The organism is Shewanella sp. BJSY2023SW001 (assembly GCF_047314685.1).
GTDB classification, from domain to species: Bacteria; Pseudomonadota; Gammaproteobacteria; order Enterobacterales; family Shewanellaceae; genus Shewanella; species Shewanella indica.
On the sequence record NZ_JBKORF010000057.1, the window covers coordinates 48,831 to 68,414 of the forward strand.

At 53.8% G+C, this 19,584-nt stretch carries 17 protein-coding genes; 12 read left to right on the forward strand and 5 right to left on the reverse strand.

Annotated elements, in window-relative coordinates; translation table 11 throughout:
- Window positions 1-7 precede the first annotated feature (7 nt).
- Genes ACMHXH_RS13595 through ACMHXH_RS13610 form a run of 4 tightly spaced genes read left to right on the forward strand, consistent with a single transcriptional unit; the run spans window position 8 to window position 4,385 of the window.
- Complete coding sequence (locus tag ACMHXH_RS13595) at window positions 8-2,524, forward strand: DMSO/selenate family reductase complex A subunit (protein ID WP_144360883.1); 2,517 nt, start codon at window positions 8-10, stop codon at window positions 2,522-2,524.
- A gap of 14 nt (window positions 2,525-2,538) precedes the next feature.
- On the forward strand, window positions 2,539-3,219 hold the full coding sequence (locus tag ACMHXH_RS13600; RefSeq protein WP_039034824.1) for a DMSO/selenate family reductase complex B subunit: 681 nt from the start codon (window positions 2,539-2,541) through the stop codon (window positions 3,217-3,219).
- 50 nt (window positions 3,220-3,269) lie between these two features.
- Complete coding sequence (locus ACMHXH_RS13605; RefSeq protein WP_071475516.1) at window positions 3,270-3,932, forward strand: molecular chaperone; 663 nt, start codon at window positions 3,270-3,272, stop codon at window positions 3,930-3,932.
- Window positions 3,933-3,944: 12 nt separating this feature from the next.
- Entirely contained in the window at window positions 3,945-4,385 is a 441-nt protein-coding gene (locus ACMHXH_RS13610) for a hypothetical protein (RefSeq protein ID WP_039034823.1), read from the forward strand.
- A gap of 15 nt (window positions 4,386-4,400) precedes the next feature.
- On the opposite strand, the gene ACMHXH_RS13615 is transcribed toward ACMHXH_RS13610, so the two are convergent.
- The 3 genes from ACMHXH_RS13615 to arfB all read right to left on the reverse strand — a co-directional run bounded on the left by ACMHXH_RS13615 (window position 4,401) and on the right by arfB (window position 5,842).
- Window positions 4,401-4,781, reverse strand: a complete 381-nt coding sequence (locus ACMHXH_RS13615) for an acetyl-CoA carboxylase biotin carboxyl carrier protein (RefSeq protein ID WP_039034822.1) — start codon at window positions 4,779-4,781, stop codon at window positions 4,401-4,403.
- Window positions 4,782-4,822: 41 nt separating this feature from the next.
- The gene (gene aroQ / locus ACMHXH_RS13620) at window positions 4,823-5,266 is read right to left on the reverse strand and encodes a type II 3-dehydroquinate dehydratase (protein WP_039034821.1); all 444 of its coding nucleotides are present in this window, start codon (window positions 5,264-5,266) and stop codon (window positions 4,823-4,825) included.
- A 159-nt stretch (window positions 5,267-5,425) separates the two neighbouring features.
- The gene (arfB, locus tag ACMHXH_RS13625; protein ID WP_039034820.1) at window positions 5,426-5,842 is read right to left on the reverse strand and encodes an alternative ribosome rescue aminoacyl-tRNA hydrolase ArfB; all 417 of its coding nucleotides are present in this window, start codon (window positions 5,840-5,842) and stop codon (window positions 5,426-5,428) included.
- Between the two features lie 170 nt (window positions 5,843-6,012).
- Here arfB and ACMHXH_RS13630 point away from each other — a divergent pair, with 170 nt between their 5' ends.
- The 7 genes from ACMHXH_RS13630 (at window position 6,013) to ACMHXH_RS13660 (ending at window position 14,121) form a co-directional block, all read left to right on the forward strand.
- Window positions 6,013-6,378 carry an STAS/SEC14 domain-containing protein gene (locus ACMHXH_RS13630; RefSeq protein ID WP_025009267.1) on the forward strand — a complete coding sequence of 122 codons (366 nt, stop codon included), beginning with the start codon at window positions 6,013-6,015 and terminating at the stop codon, window positions 6,376-6,378.
- A 79-nt stretch (window positions 6,379-6,457) separates the two neighbouring features.
- Window positions 6,458-6,634 (forward strand): DUF3012 domain-containing protein, encoded by a 177-nt coding sequence (locus ACMHXH_RS13635; protein ID WP_335912375.1) that lies wholly within the window; start codon window positions 6,458-6,460, stop codon window positions 6,632-6,634.
- Window positions 6,635-6,732: 98 nt separating this feature from the next.
- Window positions 6,733-7,128 carry a hypothetical protein gene (locus tag ACMHXH_RS13640; RefSeq protein WP_413738180.1) on the forward strand — a complete coding sequence of 132 codons (396 nt, stop codon included), beginning with the start codon at window positions 6,733-6,735 and terminating at the stop codon, window positions 7,126-7,128.
- Window positions 7,129-7,399: 271 nt separating this feature from the next.
- Window positions 7,400-8,668, forward strand: coding sequence for a TolC family protein (locus ACMHXH_RS13645; protein WP_039034818.1), 1,269 nt, complete (start codon window positions 7,400-7,402; stop codon window positions 8,666-8,668).
- 80 nt (window positions 8,669-8,748) lie between these two features.
- The gene (locus ACMHXH_RS13650; protein ID WP_224866486.1) at window positions 8,749-9,807 is read left to right on the forward strand and encodes an efflux RND transporter periplasmic adaptor subunit; all 1,059 of its coding nucleotides are present in this window, start codon (window positions 8,749-8,751) and stop codon (window positions 9,805-9,807) included.
- Between the two features lie 10 nt (window positions 9,808-9,817).
- Entirely contained in the window at window positions 9,818-13,024 is a 3,207-nt protein-coding gene (locus ACMHXH_RS13655) for an efflux RND transporter permease subunit (RefSeq protein WP_071475513.1), read from the forward strand.
- A 173-nt stretch (window positions 13,025-13,197) separates the two neighbouring features.
- On the forward strand, window positions 13,198-14,121 hold the full coding sequence (locus ACMHXH_RS13660) for a cation diffusion facilitator family transporter (RefSeq protein ID WP_082014308.1): 924 nt from the start codon (window positions 13,198-13,200) through the stop codon (window positions 14,119-14,121).
- 1 nt (window position 14,122) lies between these two features.
- On the opposite strand, the gene ACMHXH_RS13665 is transcribed toward ACMHXH_RS13660, so the two are convergent.
- Window positions 14,123-14,704 (reverse strand): TetR/AcrR family transcriptional regulator, encoded by a 582-nt coding sequence (locus ACMHXH_RS13665; protein WP_143078327.1) that lies wholly within the window; start codon window positions 14,702-14,704, stop codon window positions 14,123-14,125.
- Between the two features lie 73 nt (window positions 14,705-14,777).
- The gene (locus tag ACMHXH_RS13670) at window positions 14,778-15,329 is read right to left on the reverse strand and encodes a carboxymuconolactone decarboxylase family protein (RefSeq protein ID WP_052248157.1); all 552 of its coding nucleotides are present in this window, start codon (window positions 15,327-15,329) and stop codon (window positions 14,778-14,780) included.
- A gap of 567 nt (window positions 15,330-15,896) precedes the next feature.
- Between ACMHXH_RS13670 and ACMHXH_RS13675 the strand changes: the two genes are divergently transcribed.
- Window positions 15,897-19,574 (forward strand): DUF4132 domain-containing protein, encoded by a 3,678-nt coding sequence (locus tag ACMHXH_RS13675; RefSeq protein WP_335912377.1) that lies wholly within the window; start codon window positions 15,897-15,899, stop codon window positions 19,572-19,574.
- Window positions 19,575-19,584 lie beyond the last annotated feature (10 nt).

Below are 19,584 nucleotides of genomic sequence, written 5' to 3' on the forward strand. Positions count from 1 at the left end.
AAATATAATGGAACGCAGAAGTTTCTTGAAAATGAGTGCCGCCCTGGGTTGCGCTGCAACAGTGTCTGGCTGTAATTCCAGCTCTGATGACGCCAATGTTGTCCCGCCAAAGCCACCTGTCAGTGATGAGCAGATAAACTGGTCATCCTGCTTGGTTAACTGTGGCTCCAACTGTCCGATTAAAGTGTTCAGTCGTGATGGCATTATTACCCGGGTAGAGACAGATCATGAGGTAGAAGATGTCTACGGTCTTCATCAAATTCGTGCCTGCGCCCGTGGTCGTTCGTTGCGCCAACGTGCATATGCACCGGATCGCCTGAAAACACCAATGAAACGGGTAGGGGAAAGGGGAGAAGCCAAGTTTGTGCCGATCACCTGGGATGAAGCAACTCAAACCATCGCAGATAATTTGCAGCGGGTGATTAATCAATATGGTAACAAGGCCGTATTCCGCAGTTATGGCTCAGGCGCCTATTATGGCTTTGCCTCCAATGCCTGTTTTAACCGCTTGTTTAACCTGGTAGGTGGTTGCCTTAACGCTTACGGCAACTACTCTTGGGCTCAGCAGATGGAAGCGGCCAAACATACTTTCGGGACAGGGAGTACTCAAGGCTCGTCGACCATAACTCTGGAACACAGTGACTTTTTCCTGGGCTTTGGTTACAACCCAAGTGAAATTCGTCAATCCGGATCGGGTGAAGGGTACGACTACCTGCAGGCCTTGATGAAAAATAATGGCCTTAAAGTGGTGATGATTGATCCTCGCTATACCGATTCTATGCTGGGCAAAGAGTCCATGTGGTTGCCTATTCGTCCCGGAACCGATGCGGCGTTTGCCGAAGCTGTTGCTTTCGAGATGATCAGCACAGGTTGGGTAGATGCCAATTCACTTGGCTTTATCAATGAATATGCAGTGGGGTATGACGCGGCCTCCATTGAGAAACAAAAAGCACTGTTTGCTGCCAGCAGTGATGCCAAAGAGCAAGAATATGCGGCCTGTATGGACAGCAGCGATAACTACCATGATTACATCATGGGGGTTGGTAAGTTTGCCGCTCAAGGCGCGCGCACGCCTGAATGGGCCGAGAAAATTACCGGCATCAGCGCTGCTTATATCCGTCAGGTGGCCGAAGATCTGATGAATGCCAAGGCTCCCTATATTGTGGCCGGTGCCGGGGTTAACCGCCAGGCCAACGGTGAACAGAGCATGCGTGCCCTGTATATGCTTTCTGTACTGACAGGTAAGCTGGGTACGCCAGGCGCCTCCAACGGTGAACTGCCTTATATGAGCAGCATGTCACGTGCAGGTATTCCCACGGGGTCCAACCCGGTTAAGGAAGCTATCTCCTTCTTTACCTGGACTGAAGCGATTGAAAACGGTGAGAATTTTACTGCACGTACTCACGGTATTCGCGGAACTGCGGATCCCGATGAGAAACTGGGCAGCAATATTCATTTTGTGTTCAGTGCCTCGGATAGTTCTTTGCTGAACCAGCACGCTGAAATCAATAACACAGCGCGTATTTTACGTGATGCTGAAGACTTGTTTATCGTTTCCTGCGATTGCTGGATGACTCCAGGGGCTAAGTTTGCCGATATCATACTTCCCGATACCAGTTGGCTGGAGTCCAATGACTTGGTGAATGACTCATATGCCTCAGGTTCGCTTGGGTATTTGACCGCCATGTCAGCCGCGGTAAAACCTATGTGGGATTGCAAGTCCATGTATGAAGCCGCAGCCATGATCGCTGAGAAAATGGGGGTTGGTCAGCTGTTCACTGAAGGCAAAACCGAAGCTGATTGGTTGGAAGAACTTTATCAGAAAACCAAGAGTGCCAGTGCAAACCTAGGTGTCAGCCCGGCTTTCCCTGCCAGCTATAAAGAGGCCCAGAAAATAGGGGTATTCCGCAAGAATATGGGCGACAAATATGTTGCTCTGGATAGCTATGTCAATGGTGGCAAAGCGTTATCTACGCCTTCAGGCAAGATAGAGATTTATTCTGCAGAGCTGGCTTGGCGCGCCAAAAACTGGGAACAGAACAAGGTAAAAGGTGACTCCATTACAGCCATTCCTCAGTACACGGTGACTTGGGATGGTTATGAGGATCAGGACGCCATAGATGCAGGCTTCCCGCTGCAACTTGCAGGTTATCACACCAAGGGGCGCACTCACTCCAGCTACCACAACGTGCCTTGGTTGCGTGAGGCTGTGGAAGATGCTGTGTGGATTAACCCCATCGACGCGGCTGCCTATCAGTTGACTGCCGGTGATGTGGTCGAAATGTACAACGAGCGGGGATCTATTGAGGTCAAGGTTCGGGTTACTCCTCGAGTGGCGCCAGGCGTCGTGGCATTGGGGCAAGGGGCCTGGTACCTGGCTGATGCCAATGGCCGCATTGGACAGTCCGGAAAAGTGATCGATGTCGGCGGGGCAATCAATACTCTGACCCGTTATATCCCAAGCCCGGTGGCCAAGGGGAATCCTCAACACACCAACCGTGTTCAGCTCATCAAAAAAGCGTAAGGGAGCACTTGTAAATGAATCAATCTACTCAATACGGCTTTTATGTCGATACCACCAAGTGCACTGGTTGCAAGGCCTGTCATGTATCTTGCAAAGACCGTCAGGGTGATTTGCTGCGCGCCAATAATAAACCTTTGGCCAATGGCGTCCCCAGCCTGAAAGGCGTCACCTGGCGCCGGGTTTATGAATATTGTGGTGGTAGCTGGTCTGTGGATCCCAATACCCAGACTTATAGTCAGGATGTATTTGCTTATTATATGTCCATTGGCTGTAACCATTGCAGCGAACCTGTGTGCGTCAAAGCCTGTCCAACCGGTGCTATGCACAAGCGTCGTGAAGATGGTTTGGTGCATGTCGAAGAGTCTCTGTGTATTGGCTGTGAAAGCTGTGCCAGAGCTTGTCCGTACGACGCACCACAGATAGATAGAGAGCGTAAAGTGATGACCAAATGCGATGGTTGTCACGAACGCTTGGCTGAAGGGCGCCAACCTGTCTGTGTTGAGTCCTGCCCAATGCGAGCGCTGGACTTTGATACCATGGACAACTTGCGCGCCAAGTATGGTGACGGTGATGGTCATATCGCCCCCTTGCCCAGTGAATCGATAACTTCCCCTAACCTGATCATCAAGGCAAACCGCCATGGTCAACCCGCGGGAAGTGGTGCCGGCAAGGTGCTTAACCCTACTGAGGTGTAACTGGAAAACAGGCGCCCGTGGGCGCCTGTTTTTGTCCATTAGGAGATAAGATGTCTAAGTCTTTGTCTAATATAGATTTCATTCAATATCAAGGGATAGCACGTCTTCTGCATCATCTGCTTTACGGCTACCCTAAACCTGAGTTGATCACCGAATTAAAGGTCAATCAAGTTGCCGAGACTTGGCCTGAGCTGGCTGCTCGAGACGGTAACAGGATCGGTAGGGAAGCACTGGCTAACTATTTGCAGCAATGGGACGAGACTCAATTTCTGGATCTGCAACTTGACTATGGACAACTGTTTTTCGGTCCCGGTGAGCCTAAAGCTGTACCTTATGGTTCTGTTTATTTGGGTGAAGAACAAGTGTTGAATGACAGAAGCACTCTGGCGTTGATGGATTTTTATCAGGTTCATGATGTCAGTTTGCAGCTACCGGCAAGGGATCCGGTCGATCATATCGGCCTGTTCTTTAGCGTGTTGGATGCCAGTTTTGGACGCTTGGCAGCAGAGCCGGATAACCAGAGATTAGTGCGTTTTACTCAGGTATTACTGCAACAGCATCTTCTTCCTTGGGCGGAGCGCTGCCTTGAGTTGGCTGCCGAGCATGCACAAACTGAGTTTTATTTTGCAGTTGCATTGCTGGCCAGGGATTTTTTGCTGCAGCTGACAGAGGATTTTAATCTCATACCTATGCCTGCAAGATTGTTTCGGTAAGAGGAGTCTGGGGTGAGTGTTATTCATGCTTTGGGAGCTCAGTGGCAGAAGGCCGAATTTGCAGAGCATTTGGCTAAGGCCCTGGCAACCCGTCCTGCGGTTTGCGAGTTATCCGGTGGGGCTACCTCTTTGACCACCCTGTGTAACCTGGTAGCGGCCATCAGTTATCGGCCCGATGATCCCCGCTTTAGCCAAACACAGATAGATGATGGTCTACTGTTATCTGTATTTTTTGATTGTTTCAGGCTCTTGTTTATCAAGGAAGTACAGCAAGAATCAATCACTCAGGCCGAGCAGCAGATACTGCATTTGGCCCCCAAGTTGGCAGCCGAGCTGTCCGTCGGGGCCTTGAGCGAATCTCAGCAACTGCAGCGGCAGCAATTGTTGGAGATCAGCTCTCAGTTGGAGTCCTTATATACGCAGCGACGCCAACTCAGTCGCAATATGGGGTGAAGTTAAACTGAGAGTTTAATCGAGCACAAACAGGGTTTGCTGTAGCCCTACCGCTTCACCGTTTTCTGCCAGTATGGCTTTCACCGTGCCGCTCTGTTCTGCCTTGACCGGATTGAGGGATTTCATGGTTTGCACATAGCCCAGTACTGTGCCCGGCTCAACTTCTGTGCCCAATTCCACCAAGGGGACGCCATGGTCGCCGGCGCTGCGTAAAAAGGTGCCGGCGACAGGCGCCAACACTTGCACGCTGTCATTACCAATACTGAAACAGGCTTGGGGTTGTTGTGGGCCAAAACGGCGGATACGCACGGCTTCCTGGCCTTCAGTTATTTCCAGCTCATTGATGCCGGATTCCTGCACCAATTCGATCAGTTTTTTGATTTTACGTATGTCCATCGTCATTCTCAGTACTAAAGGGTGACAGGACCTTCCTTTGCTCAGCCTTGTTTGAGCGCCTCTATGGCGGCTTCCAGGGCAAATTCATAACCCTTTGGCCCCAGTCCCACTATCACTCCTTTGGCCTTGTCGGAAAAGAAGGAATGATGGCGAAACGGCTCCCTGGCATGCACATTGGAAAGGTGCACTTCAATGAAAGGAATGGCGACCCCCAGCAGGGCATCTCTGAGTGCCACGCTGGTGTGGGTAAAGGCGGCCGGGTTGATGATCACAAAACCGGCATCTGTGTTGTGGATAGCTTCTATGAGCTGGTATTCGGCATTGGACTGAATATGCTCCAGTTTTACTCCGGCGGCAAGCGCCTTGTCCTGCAATCCCTGCACCAGTTGCTCCAGCGTCCGCTGGCCGTAATGTTCCGGCTCTCTGCGACCAAGCAGGTTGAGATTGGGGCCATTCACCAAGAGTATTTTTGCCTGACTGCTCATATTGTTTTCCTTGCCTTAAGGGAGAGTTCGCACCTGAATTTGTGCCTCCCTGATTTCAGCAAAAGCTGTCGAATTTGTCGACCAATAGCCGCACAATCGCTGCACATTCCTTTCAGTTGCCAGCAATTATTGTCTATTCCGGCGGCAAGACTGGTCTTATCAGAAGCGGATCTTATTCTGCCGCAGCAATTTCACTTCACCGCGTTGCTTTTTGCTGTCGACCCGGCGCCTTTGGCTGGCGCGGGTGGCCTTGGTGGGAATACGTTTCTTGGTTACTTCGCCGACCGAAGCAACCAGTTCGATAAACTGTTGTAAGGCTGTCTGGCGGTTGGCGTCCTGGCTGCGGCTCTGTTGGCATTTGATAATGATCTTGCCGCTTTGAGTAATGCGGTGATCTGTCTTGGTCAACAGCTTTTCCTTGTAGAAGTCCGGCAGCGATGAGGCCTTGATGTCGAAGATGAGTTGCGCCGCCGTGGAGACCTTATTCAGGTGCTGGCCTCCGGCACCACTGGAACGGACAAATTGCCATTCGATTTCATTTTCTGAAACTTGGACACGGTTTGAGATCTTTATCATGGCAAAATAATTGTTTTTTGAGGCAGTCGCTATATTACCATCCCATGGAAGCGTTTACTTCCTCCATAGTGCGGAGAGTCTTGTAAGACTAAACTTCCTGTACGGGATAACCCATAGTCATCAGATACCGTGCCATAAGCCGGTATCGAAGGTTCAATGGAGCTTTGCTTATGTTGTGTCAAATTCCGGATATTGCCAAAGGCGTGATCAGCTTGTTTGCCAGTGGCCGTATCACTGCCGAGGATTACCGCACATATCTGCGTCCCGCCATCAAGAGTTACCGCCAGGAGTGGGGCCAGGTCTGTCTTTATATAGAGGCAGATGTATTGTTGGAAGGCTGGGAGATGGCCTCCCTCTCGGGAGCCGGTGAAGTGCAACTGCCTCCATTTGATGCCTTGGTGTTTGTCGGTGGCCCGGATTGGGTCGGCAATGCGGTGCGTCTGCTGGGGCCCTTTGTCAGCGCTGAACTGGCTTGGTATCCGCTGGAACATAAAGACGAGGCTATTCGTTGGATAGCCAAACGTTCGGCCTGCTAGTTGTCAAAACCGCCTATAGGGTAAAGCCGGTTATTCTGCTATTCTGTGGCGATTAAGTAACTCAGATAAGGAAATTTCGATGTCATTATCCAAAATTTTTGCTGCATCTTTGGCGCTGGCTTTTGCCGCCGGATTGAGTGCTTGTGCCCCTGAAGTGGGCAGCGAAGCTTGGTGTAAGCAGATGGATGAAAAGCCCAAGGGTGATTGGAGCGCCAATGAAGCGGCCGATTACGCCAAACATTGTGTGTTTAACTAACTGAACTTTATCTTGGCCTGTAGGTCTATTTGGGCACGGGCCATTTTTACCCTTAACCGGAATTATCCTTGACTGTATTTGTCCGCAAACTGACTCATATGCTTATCGCCTTGGTGGTGCTGCAATTTTGCGCCGCTAATCTTGGCGCGCATCAGTTGCATCTGGGCAATCCGGCCGAGGAAGAGAGTAACCATCCTCATCTCAAGTTTGTCACCGAAGTCACAGTGATCAGCCAGTGCATCGATTGTACCTGTGAGTCAGAGACTTCATCCGGGATGGAGGTTTCCCGAGTGACTCACAGTCATCTGCATTCTCATACTGAGTCCCAACAGTTTGATCTCTGCCTCGACTGTCAATGTCATGGTGGTCACCTGTCTTTGCCGGTGACTCTGGCTCAGAGCCTGACTCCCTTGATGCACGCAAGGCCCCAGAGTATGGAGCCCGCTTTCCAACCCTATTTCTCCACCCCAGATTACCGCCCCCCAATAGCTTGATTAACTGATTTCAGTGTTTGTGGTGCCCAGGCATGGTTTGCCTGTATTCCATGGCGCTTGTCTTGAGCTGTCTGTAGTCAGAGCCTTTAACCGCTTTATTTCAACAGCTTGAATCATCTCATGCGCTTTGGCTGATATAGCCGCAGCATTCTGATCAGTATTCGACTCAACACACAAAACGTTAACCATTGACTTTAGATTTAACTCTAAGGTTTAACCTTTGGTCACACGATTTCATCGTGGCCATATAGGTCTTTCCCAAGGAAAGTTTATGTTGAAATTTATAGTCTCCATGAGTCTATTTGGGCTGGGAACACTAGTCTCGCAACCGGCGTTTGCCGCCGAGAAGCCGGATACTTCCTATCTTGTTGGTGGCACCGAGTCCGAAGTGTCATTGGCTTGGCTTGAGCAGCTGATGCGGCAGATGACGACTTTACCCGAGTTTCAGGCGCAGGAAGCCAGACTCCGTGAGGCCCAATATCTGGCAAAGGGCGCCGATCGCGCCATCTACAACCCCGAGTTGGGCTTGAGTTATCAAAATGCACCGGAAGATGACACATACAACCTGTCTCTCAGCCAAACCATTGACTGGGGTGATAAGCGCGCCGCAGCCAGTGCATTGGCGCTCACACAGTTGATGTTGCTGAAGAGTGATATCGCTATTGAACGTTCCCGCTTGTATGCCGAGGTATTGCAGGCCCTGGTCGATCAGAGTCTGGCCAAGAAGAAGCTGATGTTTGTGCGGGCTCAGAATAATTATGGTGAGCAGCAGTTGCAGATAGCCAGGCAAAGAGCCGAAGTCGGTGATTTGTCCCAGGCAGAATTGAATCTGATGGAGTTGGAACAGGCCAGTGCCATCAGTGATCTGGCTTTGGCCCAGAAAGCGTTGCTGGATGCCGATACCCGTATTCTGGCGCGTTTTGGCCGGGCAGAGCTGCCCTTTGGCAGCTTCGCCGACCGGCTAGAGTTGCCCGCGACCGAGGCGCCCGTGCCGGCACTGAATAGTGCCGGGTTGCAACTTGAGTTGGCGCGGCTGCAAGTCAATCAAGCCAAGGCTCAAGCAGCGGCTGACCCCAATATCAGCCTTAGTGCCGAGAGAGAAGGTTCAGATAACAAGTTGGGGATTGGGGTATCTGTGCCACTGCAACTGCGTAACGACTACAGCGAGTCGATCAAGGCGGCTATGGAGGCGGTTACCGCCGCCAGCGCCCAGTTCCAAAGCATTGAGATGGCACTTAAACAACAGCAACAGCAGTTTAGCTACAGCTTACCCAGATTAAAACAGAGCTGGCTTGACTGGCAACAGCAGGCTTTGGTGGCCGGTCGCAAGGCGGCCGAGCTTTTGGGGCAACGCTGGCGCAGCGGCGATCTTAGCACCAGCGACTATTTGACCAGTCGGCGGCAATTGGCCAGCAGTTTTCAGGCCGGTCTCGAACTGGAAGCCGCCCTCTATCAAAGTTGGCTCGAGTGGATGGGCGCTTCGGGGCAACTGCCCGGCGCACTGCCGAAAATAGCCGTATCCCAGGAGAATGCCCAATGATAGCCCCATACACACTAAGGTACCGGACAATGAACAAGACTTTACAATACCCACGGCTACAGGCCGCTTTACTGGCGCTGATGTTGGGGCTGTCCAGCCCTTTGACTGTCGCCGCCGAAGATGGACATGAAGATGAGCATCAGGCGCTGCAGCTCTCAAGTGAACAACGCCAACTGGCTGGCATTCAGATCCAAGAGGTCAGCGTCGGTGGCTTTAGCCTCAATGCTGTTGCCAACGCCACCTTACTGGTGGATCGCGAGCGTACTGTGGTGCTGACGCCGCAGCTGGAAGTACGGGTGTTGGAACGGCATGTGGTGCCGGGGCAAGAGGTAAAGGCGGGGGATCCTTTGCTGACCTTGGGTGGTGCCGCGGTGGCCCAGGCTCAGGCTGATTATATCAATGCCGCTGCCGAGTGGAGCCGGGTTAGCCGCATGAGTGAGAGCGCCGTCAGTGCCAGTCGCAGGTTGCAGACTCAGGTCGATGCCAGTCTGAAACGCGCCATTCTCAAGTCATTGCAGATGACGGATCAACAGATAAAGGCGCTGGAAAGCCGGCCCCAGGAGATAGGCCAGTATCAGCTGTTGGCGCCCATAGATGGCCGGGTGCAGCAGGATGAGGCGCGCCTTGGGCAGTTGCTCGGCGCCGGTAGCCAACTGTTGCAGCTGACCGATGAGCGCTCGCTGTGGGTGGCCGCCGAGCTGACTCCTGCGCAGGCCGAAGGCTTGGGTGAAGGTAGTGAGACTCTGGTGCGGATTGGCGATCGCAGTGTCAGTGCCAGCGTGATAGGCCGCTCCCATGAGTTGTCCAGTGTGACCCGTACCGAGCGGGTGCTGGCGCGGTTGGATAACACTCAGGTGCGTTGGCATGCAGGTCAGTTTGCCGAACTGTTTTTGCCCGATCCCCGCGGTGAAGGTGTGATGTTGCCGGATGCGGCATTGAGCCGGAGTGGCGATGGCGACTGGCAGGTGTTTATCGAAGATGATGACGGTTTCGAGGCCAAAGAGGTGCAACTGCTGGCCAGTGAACGCGGCATGAACCTGGTATCCGGCATAGAGCCTGGAACTCGGGTTGTTACCGCCGGAGCCTTCTTCCTGGCATCCGAGCTGGCCAAGTCTGGCTTCGACATCCACAACCATTGAGGAAAGCACTATGCTGCAATCGTTAATAGATTGGGCTATCCGCAACCGCTTTCTGGTGTTGCTGGCCTTGATTGTTGTTTTGGTGGTGGGGGTGTTTGCCCTGCCAAAGCTTAATCTGGATGCCTTTCCCGATGTGACCAATGTGCAAGTCACTGTCAATACCGAAGCCGAGGGACTGGCGGCCGAAGAGGTGGAAAAACTCATCTCTTATCCGGTGGAGTCCAGCATGTACTCACTGCCTGCGGTGACAGAAGTTCGTTCACTCTCCCGCACCGGACTTTCCATAGTGACTGTGGTGTTTGAGGAAGGCACAGATATCTACTTTGCTCGTCAGCAGGTGTTTGAACAGCTGGCCACCGCCAAGGAGATGATCCCGGATGGAGTCGGGGTGCCGGAAATCGGCCCCAACACCTCGGGTCTTGGGCAGATTTATCAGTACATTCTGCGAGCCGAACCGGACAGTAATATCGGCGCCGATGAGCTGCGTAGTCTCAACGATTATCTGGTGAAGCTGTTGCTGATGCCGGTTGGTGGCGTGACCGATGTGCTCTCTTTCGGTGGCGAAGTGCGTCAGTATCAGGTCAGGGTCGATCCCAATAGGCTGCTGGCTTACGGTTTGTCTATGTCACAGCTGGAGCAGGCGCTGAATGCCAACAACCGCAATGCCGGCGGCTGGTTTATGCCCAACGGTCAGGAGCAACTCGTGGTGCGTGGTTATGGTTTGTTGCCTGCGGGTCAGGCCGGGCTGGACGCCATAGGCCGCATTCCGGTGAGCGAATACCAGGGCACGCCGGTCACAGTTGCTGACTTGGCGGAAGTGGGCTTTGGCAGTGAAATCCGGGTCGGCGCCGTCACCATGACCCGTCGGGACGACAATGGTGAAGCCAAGGCTTTGGGCGAAGTGGTTGCCGGGGTGGTGCTCAAAAGAATGGGCGCCAACACCAAGGCGACTATCGATGATATCGCCGAGCGCGAACAGTTGATCAGCCAGGCGCTGCCAGAGGGGGTGACCTTCGAGGTGTTCTACGATCAGGCTGACTTGGTAACCAAGGCGGTGACCACAGTGCGTGATGCCCTGTTATTGGCCTTTGTGTTTATCGTGGTGATCCTGGCACTGTTCCTGGTCAACGTACGGGCCACCTTGCTGGTATTGCTGTCAATTCCAGTCTCCATTTTGTTGGCATTGCTGGTGATGAGCTATCTGGGAATGTCGGCCAACCTGATGTCGCTCGGTGGTTTGGCGATCGCCATAGGTATGCTGGTGGATGGTTCTGTGGTGATGGTGGAGAACATCTTCAAACATCTGAGTGAACCGGATAGGCGCCACCAAGACCAGGCGCGGCAGCGCAGCGATGGCGAGGAAGACCCTTATCATGGCGAAGAAGACCAATACAGAGGCTCGATTGCCATGCGGGTATGGCAGGCCGCCAAAGAGGTGTGCAGCCCGGTGTTCTTTGCCACGGCGATCATCATAGTGGTGTTTGCGCCACTGTTTGCCCTGCAAGGGGTCGAAGGCAAGCTGTTTCAGCCGATGGCGGTGAGTATCATTCTTGCGATGATCTCGGCGCTGCTGGTGGCATTGCTGGTGGTGCCGGCACTGGCCGTTTATCTGTTCCGCAAGGGGGTGACTTTCCGGCAAAGCCCAGTATTGGCACCGCTTGAGCGGGTCTACCGCCCGCTGCTGCAAAAGGTGTTGACCTCGCCTGGCAAGGTGGGGCTGGTGGCGGTAGTCATGCTGGGCATGAGCCTGTCGCTGTTGCCAAGGTTGGGTACGGAATTTGTACCTGAACTGGAAGAGGGCACCATCAACTTGCGGGTCACTCTGGCACCCACCGCGAGCCTGGAGACCTCTCTGGATGTGGCGCCCAAACTTGAGGCCCTGCTGCTGGAGTTCCCTGAGGTGGAGTATGCCCTGTCACGCATAGGGGCACCTGAGCTGGGCGGTGACCCTGAGCCGGTGAGTAATATTGAAATCTATATCGGTCTCAAACCTTTGGATGAGTGGACTTCGGCCGAAAACCGCGCCGAACTGCAACGCTTGATGGAGCAGAAACTCAGTGTCTTCCCCGGATTGTTGCTGACCTTTTCCCAGCCGATCGCGACCCGGGTCGATGAACTCCTGTCCGGGGTTAAGGCGCAGTTGGCCATCAAGCTGTTTGGCCCGGATCTCGATGTGCTGGCGGAAAAAGGTGAGCAACTGTCGAAATTGGTGGCCCAGGTGCCCGGCGCCGTGGATGTGTCTCTTGAGCAGATCACCGGCGAGGCGCAATTGGTGGTGCGGCCCAACAACGCGATGCTGGGACGTTACGGCATCAGTGTCGATGAGGTGATGTCGCTGGTGAGCACAGGCATAGGCGGCAGCAGTGCCGGTCAGGTGATCGACGGCAACGCCCGTTACGATATCAACCTGCGTCTGGCCAGCCGTTTCCGCCAGAGCCCGGATGCGATAGCCGATCTGCGTCTGGTAGCTGCCAATGGGGCGCAGGTGCGTTTGGGCGAAGTGGCCGATGTCAGCATAGAGATGGCGCCGCCCAATATCCGCCGTGACGATGTGCAGCGTCGAGTCGTGGTGCAGGCCAACGTCTCCGGCCGGGATATGGGTTCCGTGGTGCAGGATATCTACAACCTGGTGCCCGAAGCCCAACTGCCGCCGGGCTATACCGTGATGGTGGGCGGCCAATATGAGAACCAGCAGCGGGCCCAACAAAGGCTGAGTATGGTGGTGCCCATCTCTGTGGCACTGATCGCCTTGCTGCTTTACTTCTCCTTTGGCTCCATCAAGCAGGTGGCGCTGATCATGGCCAATGTGCCACTGGCGTTGATTGGCGGCGTGTTGGCGCTCTGGCTCAGCGGTACCTATCTATCTGTGCCCAGCTCCATCGGCTTTATCACTCTGTTTGGGGTGGCGGTGCTCAATGGGGTGGTGCTGGTGGATTCAATCAACCAGAGGCGCAACAGCGGCGAGTCGTTGGAACAGGCGGTGTTTGAAGGCACGGTCGGCCGACTGCGCCCTGTGTTGATGACGGCACTGACTTCGGCGCTGGGGCTGATCCCCATTTTGATGTCAACCGGTGCCGGCAGTGAGATCCAAAAGCCGCTGGCCGTGGTGGTGATAGGCGGCCTGCTGAGCTCAACCGCATTGACTCTCTTGGTATTGCCAACCCTGTATCGAGCCCTGTACCTCAAGAGCGACAAGGAGCTGGAAACCTTGGAATAACAGCTGATTTACTCCGATAGAGAAGCATTGTACAGATTGGAGCGTGACGCCCTAAAGTGGAAGATGAGAGCCGCTTTGGGTTATGGCCGGACTGCCTACCTGGCCTGCGTCTAAGGCCTGCCGCTTTGCGGTAGGCCTGGGCAGGGATGCCCCCTTTTATAGGGAAACATGCTATGCAAAAATCTTCTCAAGAATGGCAGGCACTGGCGTTGGAGAATACGGGGCACTTCCACCAAGATAACCCGGATCATGGCGGTCGTCTGGGATTGGCGGTGATCATCAATATGTTACTCACTCTGGCGCAGTTGTTTGGTGGTATTTGGGCTGGTAGTTTGTCATTGATTGCCGATGCTCTGCATAACTTCGGTGATGCCATAGCAATCTTGATAGCTTTAATTGCCCGTAAATTAAGTCGGAAAACCAGTCACCCAGGGATGAGCTACGGCTATAAACGCGCCGAAGTGCTGGGCACCTTTATCAATGCGGCAATCTTATCGTTGGTAGGTGTGTACCTTGTCTATGAGGCTCTGCAGCGTTTCTGGAACCCGCAATGGAGTCAGCAGGCTGTGGACGGTTTGCTGATGTTTTGGCTGGCTGCCCTGGCTTTGATTATCTATATTGGCACTGCTATGTTGACTTATGGTGTCGGGGCCAAGGACAAGATGAATATCCGCGCAGCCTTTGTTTATAATGTATCGGATGCCATGGCATCAGTGGCTGTGTTGGTAGCCAGCGGGCTGATTATCCTTTACCAATGGTATTGGGTCGATCTCTTGGTCACTGTATTGATCTCTGTTTACGTGATCCACCATGGCGCACTGCTATTGGCGGAGTCCGGGCGTATTCTGATGCAGCAGGCTCCGGCTGACTTGGCCCCGGAACTGTTGCAGGAGCAGTTGGCCGCCAGACCTGAAGTGGTCAGAGTCGAGTCGATGCACCTGTGGCGTTTGGATGAGAAGCAAAACGTGTTGACTGCGGTGGTCTACCTGGAGCCAGGGTTGGACAGTGCATCGCCCTTGGCGCAGCAGCGGCTCAGATGTTGGTTGAGCCGGCGCACTCAGGGGGCAGAGATAACGCTTGAATGCAGGTTTGCCTGAATCAGCAATCGTCGGCGCCGAGCATGCGTTGCAGTAATTGGCTTAGCCTGGTTATTGTTTCTTGTGGTGTGGCATGGCCGCAGGCCACGGCATTGGCGACTTCATTGATGGCACCATGGATGGCCCAGTACAGCAGTTTACTTTGTGGCGCCGGCAACTGGATGTAATCGGCAAAGAGTTCGCTGTAGAAATCGGTGAAGAAGTCGCGAATATCTGTAGTGATGTTCTGATACTCAGGATAGCCGCGCAGCGCCGCAACTATCGCCTCATACTCGGGGCCGCAGCGTACGGCGCAGTCCAGATAGGCGCAGCAGACCAAAGTGCAAAGCTCTGCCAGCGAGGTTTTTTGCTCCGCTTCGGCTTGTTTCACCGCCTCGACAAATTGACTGTCGTAGTGGCGGTACATCTGTGCCAACAATCCTTGTCGGGTGGCGAAGTGACGATAGGTCAAAGGCTTGGTTACTCCGGCTCTTTGAGCCAGGGTGTTCAAGGTCAGCGCATCGGTACCGGCTTCGCGGACAATCTCACAGGCAACTTCGAGCAACTGTTCCCGGCGCTGATCTTTGAGCATTCTCTTCTTCACGTATCCCCCACAGATAGCTGATTGAATTTAAATTGAAAAAGCGGCAATGCATAGCATTGTCGCTTCTCTTTTGTTACTCAGTATAGGGTTGCAGTGGAACCTTTGGAAAGTCGATTTTTGGCTGCACTGTGTTGTTAACCCAGTTGCTGAAGTTATTCAGACCACTCCAGGCGCAGACTTGCATCACCTTGGCCTCACTGAACCCGGCATCCAAACAGGCCGTTAGCAATGAGTCCGGCAGTTTGCCTCTGTGTTGCAGCAGTGCCAGGGCAACATCCAGCAGCAGTTGATCTTCGCTGTTATCGGCCTTGCCTTGCTGCGCCTTGATGCAGGCGTCGGGGCTGAGTCCGGCACGTTTTCCGGAAAAGCTATGGCCGCTGACACAGTATTCGCAGCCGTTATAGTTGGCAACCGCCAGGGAGATCATCTCCCGCTGGGCCAGGCTCAGCAAACTGTGCTCTTCCAGATTGGCCTCAAACTCCAGATAGCCCTTCATGACCGCGCCATCTATGCCCAGGGCTGAATAGAAGTTGGGGATCACTCCGTAGCGAGCCTTGATCTCCTGCAATATGGGTTTGGCCAGTTCATCGGCATTGTCCAGAGTGCACTTGGTTAACCTTTCCACACTAAAACTCCTGTTGCTGTTATTGGCCGTTTACGGCTTAAGCGCAACGGCAAAAATACCAAGCTGTGCCGGTCGGCTGCTTTGCCTGTCCTCGAAACGGACGGCCTCGAAACGGATACCCTTGAAACAGATATCCATGAAACGACAGCCACTAACGCTTGGTTGACTAAGTTACTTATAGTAACAAGTGCAAAGTTACCATTAGTAACTTTTGTTTGCAATCTCCAGCCAGCATGTTTTTCAAACAAGATTTGAGACATTGACCATGACTCCTTGCCGGATATCGCTGATTTTGTTGTTGGCGTGGCCTAAGCCGCTGGCGGTTTCAAGGCCAATCAACCGCACTCTATGGGTAATATGGCGTCATCCCGGGGAGGCTGGATCACACTTGGCGGCATTGAACTGTAAATGGGTGTTTTGTAAACGATATTGTTTTTGCGTTTCCGTTAGAATTGCCCTTCCTCGTCCGAAAAGGAGGCTCGGCCGCCGGCTTAAGCCGGTGTTTACTGAATGTCTGCTATTGGGGGAAGGAAGACATATTTGCTAATGACTCAAGGAATATGAGAGATGCTGGACGTATTAAAAAACAAGCTTGAAGCCTTCACTCGCCCCAATACAGACAAGTTACTGTTAGACGCTTGCCGGATTATCGATGAGCAGCAAACCGGTTTGGCACAAGCCGTCAGTCAGTATATTTTGACCGGTGAACCTGTGGCGTGCCTGTCGCAGCTCCAGCAGCTCAGTGCCAGAGAAACACTGGCGCGGCCGGGTGTTTCCTATGGTTACGGACAAAATGATGAACGCTTGGTTCAGGCCCGTGATGCCATTAACCGGTTTGTGGCAACCGGTGCCTGTAATGAAGCGGCCGTTATGCGCCGTCTCGGCTTGGTGTGTCATGCCTGCAACCCAGATATAAGCACCTACGGCGTGCAAAACAGCTCGAGCGGCTGGCTCAATGGCGTGCTGATGCTGTTTAAAGAGTTGGCGGAAGAGTATTACGGTTGCCGTTTGGCGGGCAAAGATCTGCCCAGTCGTGACTATCTTGCTTCGCTGGTCGCGCAATATGAGCACCCGTCCCATGAGCTGGAAGCCTTTATTCTAGAAGGTTCCGACTCTTATTATCACGATACATTCCGCACCGCGCTGAGGAAGAGAACCGACTGGCTCAAGCTCAGTGAAGATCCTGAATATCTGCAGCTGTTGAAACAGTTGCACTTCAGCGGCCGCGAAACCTTTTGTGCTTTGCTCAATAAAGCCTGTCAGACCCTGTCACAGGCGCAGCTGCCGCTGGTCATGGCGTTGGCCGCCGATGGTTCGGCGACTGTCCGTGAAGAGGCCCTGAAACTGCTGAAAAAGAGCTCGCAACAAGAGCTGCTGACGTTTCTGGAGCGGGAATTTCCGGGTGCCAAGGCGGCTACCCGTGGTCACTGGCTGGTTGTGGCCGGCCGCTATCCTGAAGCGACCCCCTTGCTGCAGCGCTGGCACAGTGAAGAGAAATCCGCCACGGTGAAAACGGCACTGGCGAAAATGCTGGATAACACTACCCGGCAGCAACAGAGTGAGCAGTTCAGCTGGGATATTCCGGCCGTTGCGGCCATTGATAATAAGGTCAAAGTGCCTGAAGAATGGCTCGGTCTGTGTGAAAAGCAGTTGGCTAAAGAGATCAAAGAGTTCGAAGAAGATATCGCTGCGGCGGAGCACCCAGATGCCCCCAGCTACCGAAAAAGTTATTTGGCCGACTACCGGAAAAGTCTGCAGCAGTGGCAGCAGATCAGTAGTGCCAAGCTGCAAGCGGCGCTGATGGATCTCGAAAATGGCCGGCAATCATCTCTGTCAGGGTTTTATTCTCTGATCAGCCACGCCGATCTCGACGAGCACCCCAAAGCCTGTTTGCGGCTTATTTTGCGGATGGAACGTCATGAGCTCTCCTGCCATTCCTGGGAACGTATGCTGGGGCAGGAACATATTCTGAAAAGTCTGCAGGGAATGACGGATTTACGGCAACTCTTGAGCCTGTGCAACCAAGAGAATCAACCCGCCGCGGCCTTGGTTGAAGCCCTGTTTGGTTACGAAGGCCGCGAAGATGACTGGTTGCCTGCCGCCTGTGAACAACTGCTGATCTGGCCCTTCTTTGCCGAAAACCCCGACTATATAGAGCATGGCCTCAATGGCCGGGTGCTCAATGGCACCTATCGACACGATGCCAATCAGGTATTGATACAGACCTTGGCGATTCTGGCCGAATTTCCCAAGCTGCCGCAGCACTGGCAAAGAAAGGTTCATGAACATGCCTTCCATGGTCGCAAAGCCATACAGGCGGCGGCTCAGTACTGCGCCGAACGCCACGGCGCCGATATCAGCCTTATCACTCCCGAACTGGCCTCCGGCAGCAAGGATAACCGGGTACTGGCCGCCACTTGGCTGGGTCGCCTCAAGGCGGCTTCGGCGCAGGAGGCATTGAGTCAGGCGCTGAATAAAGAGAAAGATATGCCAACCCGGGTGGTGCTGCTGGAAGCCTTGTTGCAAACCGGCGCCGATATCAGCCAGTTTCTCGGCAAGGAAGCGCTGCTGGCCGAAGCCAAGGCCGGCCTTAAAAAGGCGCCACCCAAGTCGATGGATTGGTTCCCGCGTGAATCGCTGCCCGCATGCCGTTTTGAAGATGGCAACGCGGTCGAGCCCGAACTTGTGTTCTGGTGGGTAGTCTTGGCGGTGAAGCTCAAGCAGCCTCAGGGCAACCCATTGCTGAGTCACTATCTGTCGCTGCTGGATAGCGAAAGCCGTCAGCGTCTGGGGCATTTTATTCTGTCGGCATTTATCGCCCAGGATACCAGTGGTCCTTCGGATGATGAGGCGCTGGCATACGCCAACGCTCACCAACATCAACAGTTGCAAATTTTCCAGCAATGGGCCCGGTATGACTGGGGTAAAGAGTATCAACACAAGACCCTTGAGGATGCGTTTCAAACCTGTTTTGCCGAGAAAAAGAATGAGCTCTTGGGCTCGGCCATCAAAGACAAGGGGATGTTGGCCCTGATCGCTGGCGGCGATGCGCAAACCCTGCTGGGCATGATCCAACCCTTTATGAAGAAGCGCTATGAGCGGCGGGCACAGATAGAGGCCATGTTGCAGGCCTTGGCCAACTCGGACGATCCTGTGGCGATTCAGTTTCTGCTGAGTATTTCGCGGCGTTATCGTACCAACTCGGTGCAGGAGCTGGCACGGGCGCAAGTCAGTCAAATTGCGGCCCGTAACGGCTGGACTCAGGATGAGCTGGCGGATCGCACTGTGCAGACGGCCGGGCTCGAACATCTGACCCAGCCCAGCCCGTTTGAATTCGGCAGCCGTACTTTGGCGCTGGCACTCGGGGACGACCTCAAGCTGAGATTGCTCAACGAAGAGGGCAAGCTGCTCAAGAGCCTGCCGCAACCTCGGCAGACGGACAACGAAGGCGATATTGCCGAAGTGAAAAAATGGTTCAGCAACTGCAAGAAAGAACTCAAGCAGGTGGTCGAACAGCAAAGTGCCAGATTGTATGAGGCCATGGTCACAGAGCGGCATTGGCTCGCCGCGGACTGGCAGCAATACCTGCATCAGCATCCGGTCATGTATCGCCTGTTGCAGCGCACCCTCTGGCAGGTGGAGATTGATGGTCAATGGCAAACCTTCAGACCCACGGAAGACGGCGCCTTTATCGATATTGATGATGAAGAGCTGCAACTGCCCGCTGCGGCGAGCATACGCCTGGTGAGCGGTAACCTGTTACCGGCGGCAGCGCTGGATGCCTGGCGTTCACATCTCAAGGATTACAAGGTCAAGCCGCTGTTCGAACAACTGCGAAGTGCCGAAGTGACGCTAACTGAAGGTCAGGAGGCTCTCAATGACCTGCGCGGCCGGATGACCGACTGCTATACCCTGCGAGGCCTGTTGACCAAGAAAGGTTATCAGCGCGGCGAAGCGGAAGATGGCGGTTTCTTTGATCACTACTTCAAGCGTTTCGATACCCTGGGACTGAGAGTGGAGTTCGGCTTCAGCGGTAACTGCGTGCCGGAAGAAAACGAGGCCGCCGCCATCTATGACATCAGGGTCATGGAGCGGACTAACCCCCGCGGCCGCTATGCCCGCTACCGTAAACTGCCGTTGGCCGAGGTGCCGGTCAACCTGCTCAATGCCATCGCCGTTGACTATCGTGAAGTCGGCGACAAGTGCGTGGCAGAATTGGACTGGGAATCGAAACTGCCCTGGTAAAGGTCGATAA

What these genes read in the sequence shown, in the direction of transcription:
- ACMHXH_RS13595 (WP_144360883.1), top strand. Translation starts at nt 8, where the DNA reads ATGGAACGCAGAAGTTTCTTGAAAATGAGTGCCGCCCTGGGTTGCGCT.
- ACMHXH_RS13600 (WP_039034824.1), top strand. Translation starts at nt 2,539, where the DNA reads ATGAATCAATCTACTCAATACGGCTTTTATGTCGATACCACCAAGTGC.
- ACMHXH_RS13605 (WP_071475516.1), top strand. Translation starts at nt 3,270, where the DNA reads ATGTCTAAGTCTTTGTCTAATATAGATTTCATTCAATATCAAGGGATA.
- ACMHXH_RS13615 (WP_039034822.1), bottom strand. Translation starts at nt 4,781, where the DNA reads ATGGACATACGTAAAATCAAAAAACTGATCGAATTGGTGCAGGAATCC.
- aroQ (WP_039034821.1), bottom strand. Translation starts at nt 5,266, where the DNA reads ATGAGCAGTCAGGCAAAAATACTCTTGGTGAATGGCCCCAATCTCAAC.
- arfB (WP_039034820.1), bottom strand. Translation starts at nt 5,842, where the DNA reads ATGATAAAGATCTCAAACCGTGTCCAAGTTTCAGAAAATGAAATCGAA.
- ACMHXH_RS13630 (WP_025009267.1), top strand. Translation starts at nt 6,013, where the DNA reads ATGTTGTGTCAAATTCCGGATATTGCCAAAGGCGTGATCAGCTTGTTT.
- ACMHXH_RS13635 (WP_335912375.1), top strand. Translation starts at nt 6,458, where the DNA reads ATGTCATTATCCAAAATTTTTGCTGCATCTTTGGCGCTGGCTTTTGCC.
- ACMHXH_RS13640 (WP_413738180.1), top strand. Translation starts at nt 6,733, where the DNA reads ATGCTTATCGCCTTGGTGGTGCTGCAATTTTGCGCCGCTAATCTTGGC.
- ACMHXH_RS13645 (WP_039034818.1), top strand. Translation starts at nt 7,400, where the DNA reads ATGTTGAAATTTATAGTCTCCATGAGTCTATTTGGGCTGGGAACACTA.
- ACMHXH_RS13650 (WP_224866486.1), top strand. Translation starts at nt 8,749, where the DNA reads ATGTTGGGGCTGTCCAGCCCTTTGACTGTCGCCGCCGAAGATGGACAT.
- ACMHXH_RS13655 (WP_071475513.1), top strand. Translation starts at nt 9,818, where the DNA reads ATGCTGCAATCGTTAATAGATTGGGCTATCCGCAACCGCTTTCTGGTG.
- ACMHXH_RS13660 (WP_082014308.1), top strand. Translation starts at nt 13,198, where the DNA reads ATGCAAAAATCTTCTCAAGAATGGCAGGCACTGGCGTTGGAGAATACG.
- ACMHXH_RS13675 (WP_335912377.1), top strand. Translation starts at nt 15,897, where the DNA reads ATGCTGGACGTATTAAAAAACAAGCTTGAAGCCTTCACTCGCCCCAAT.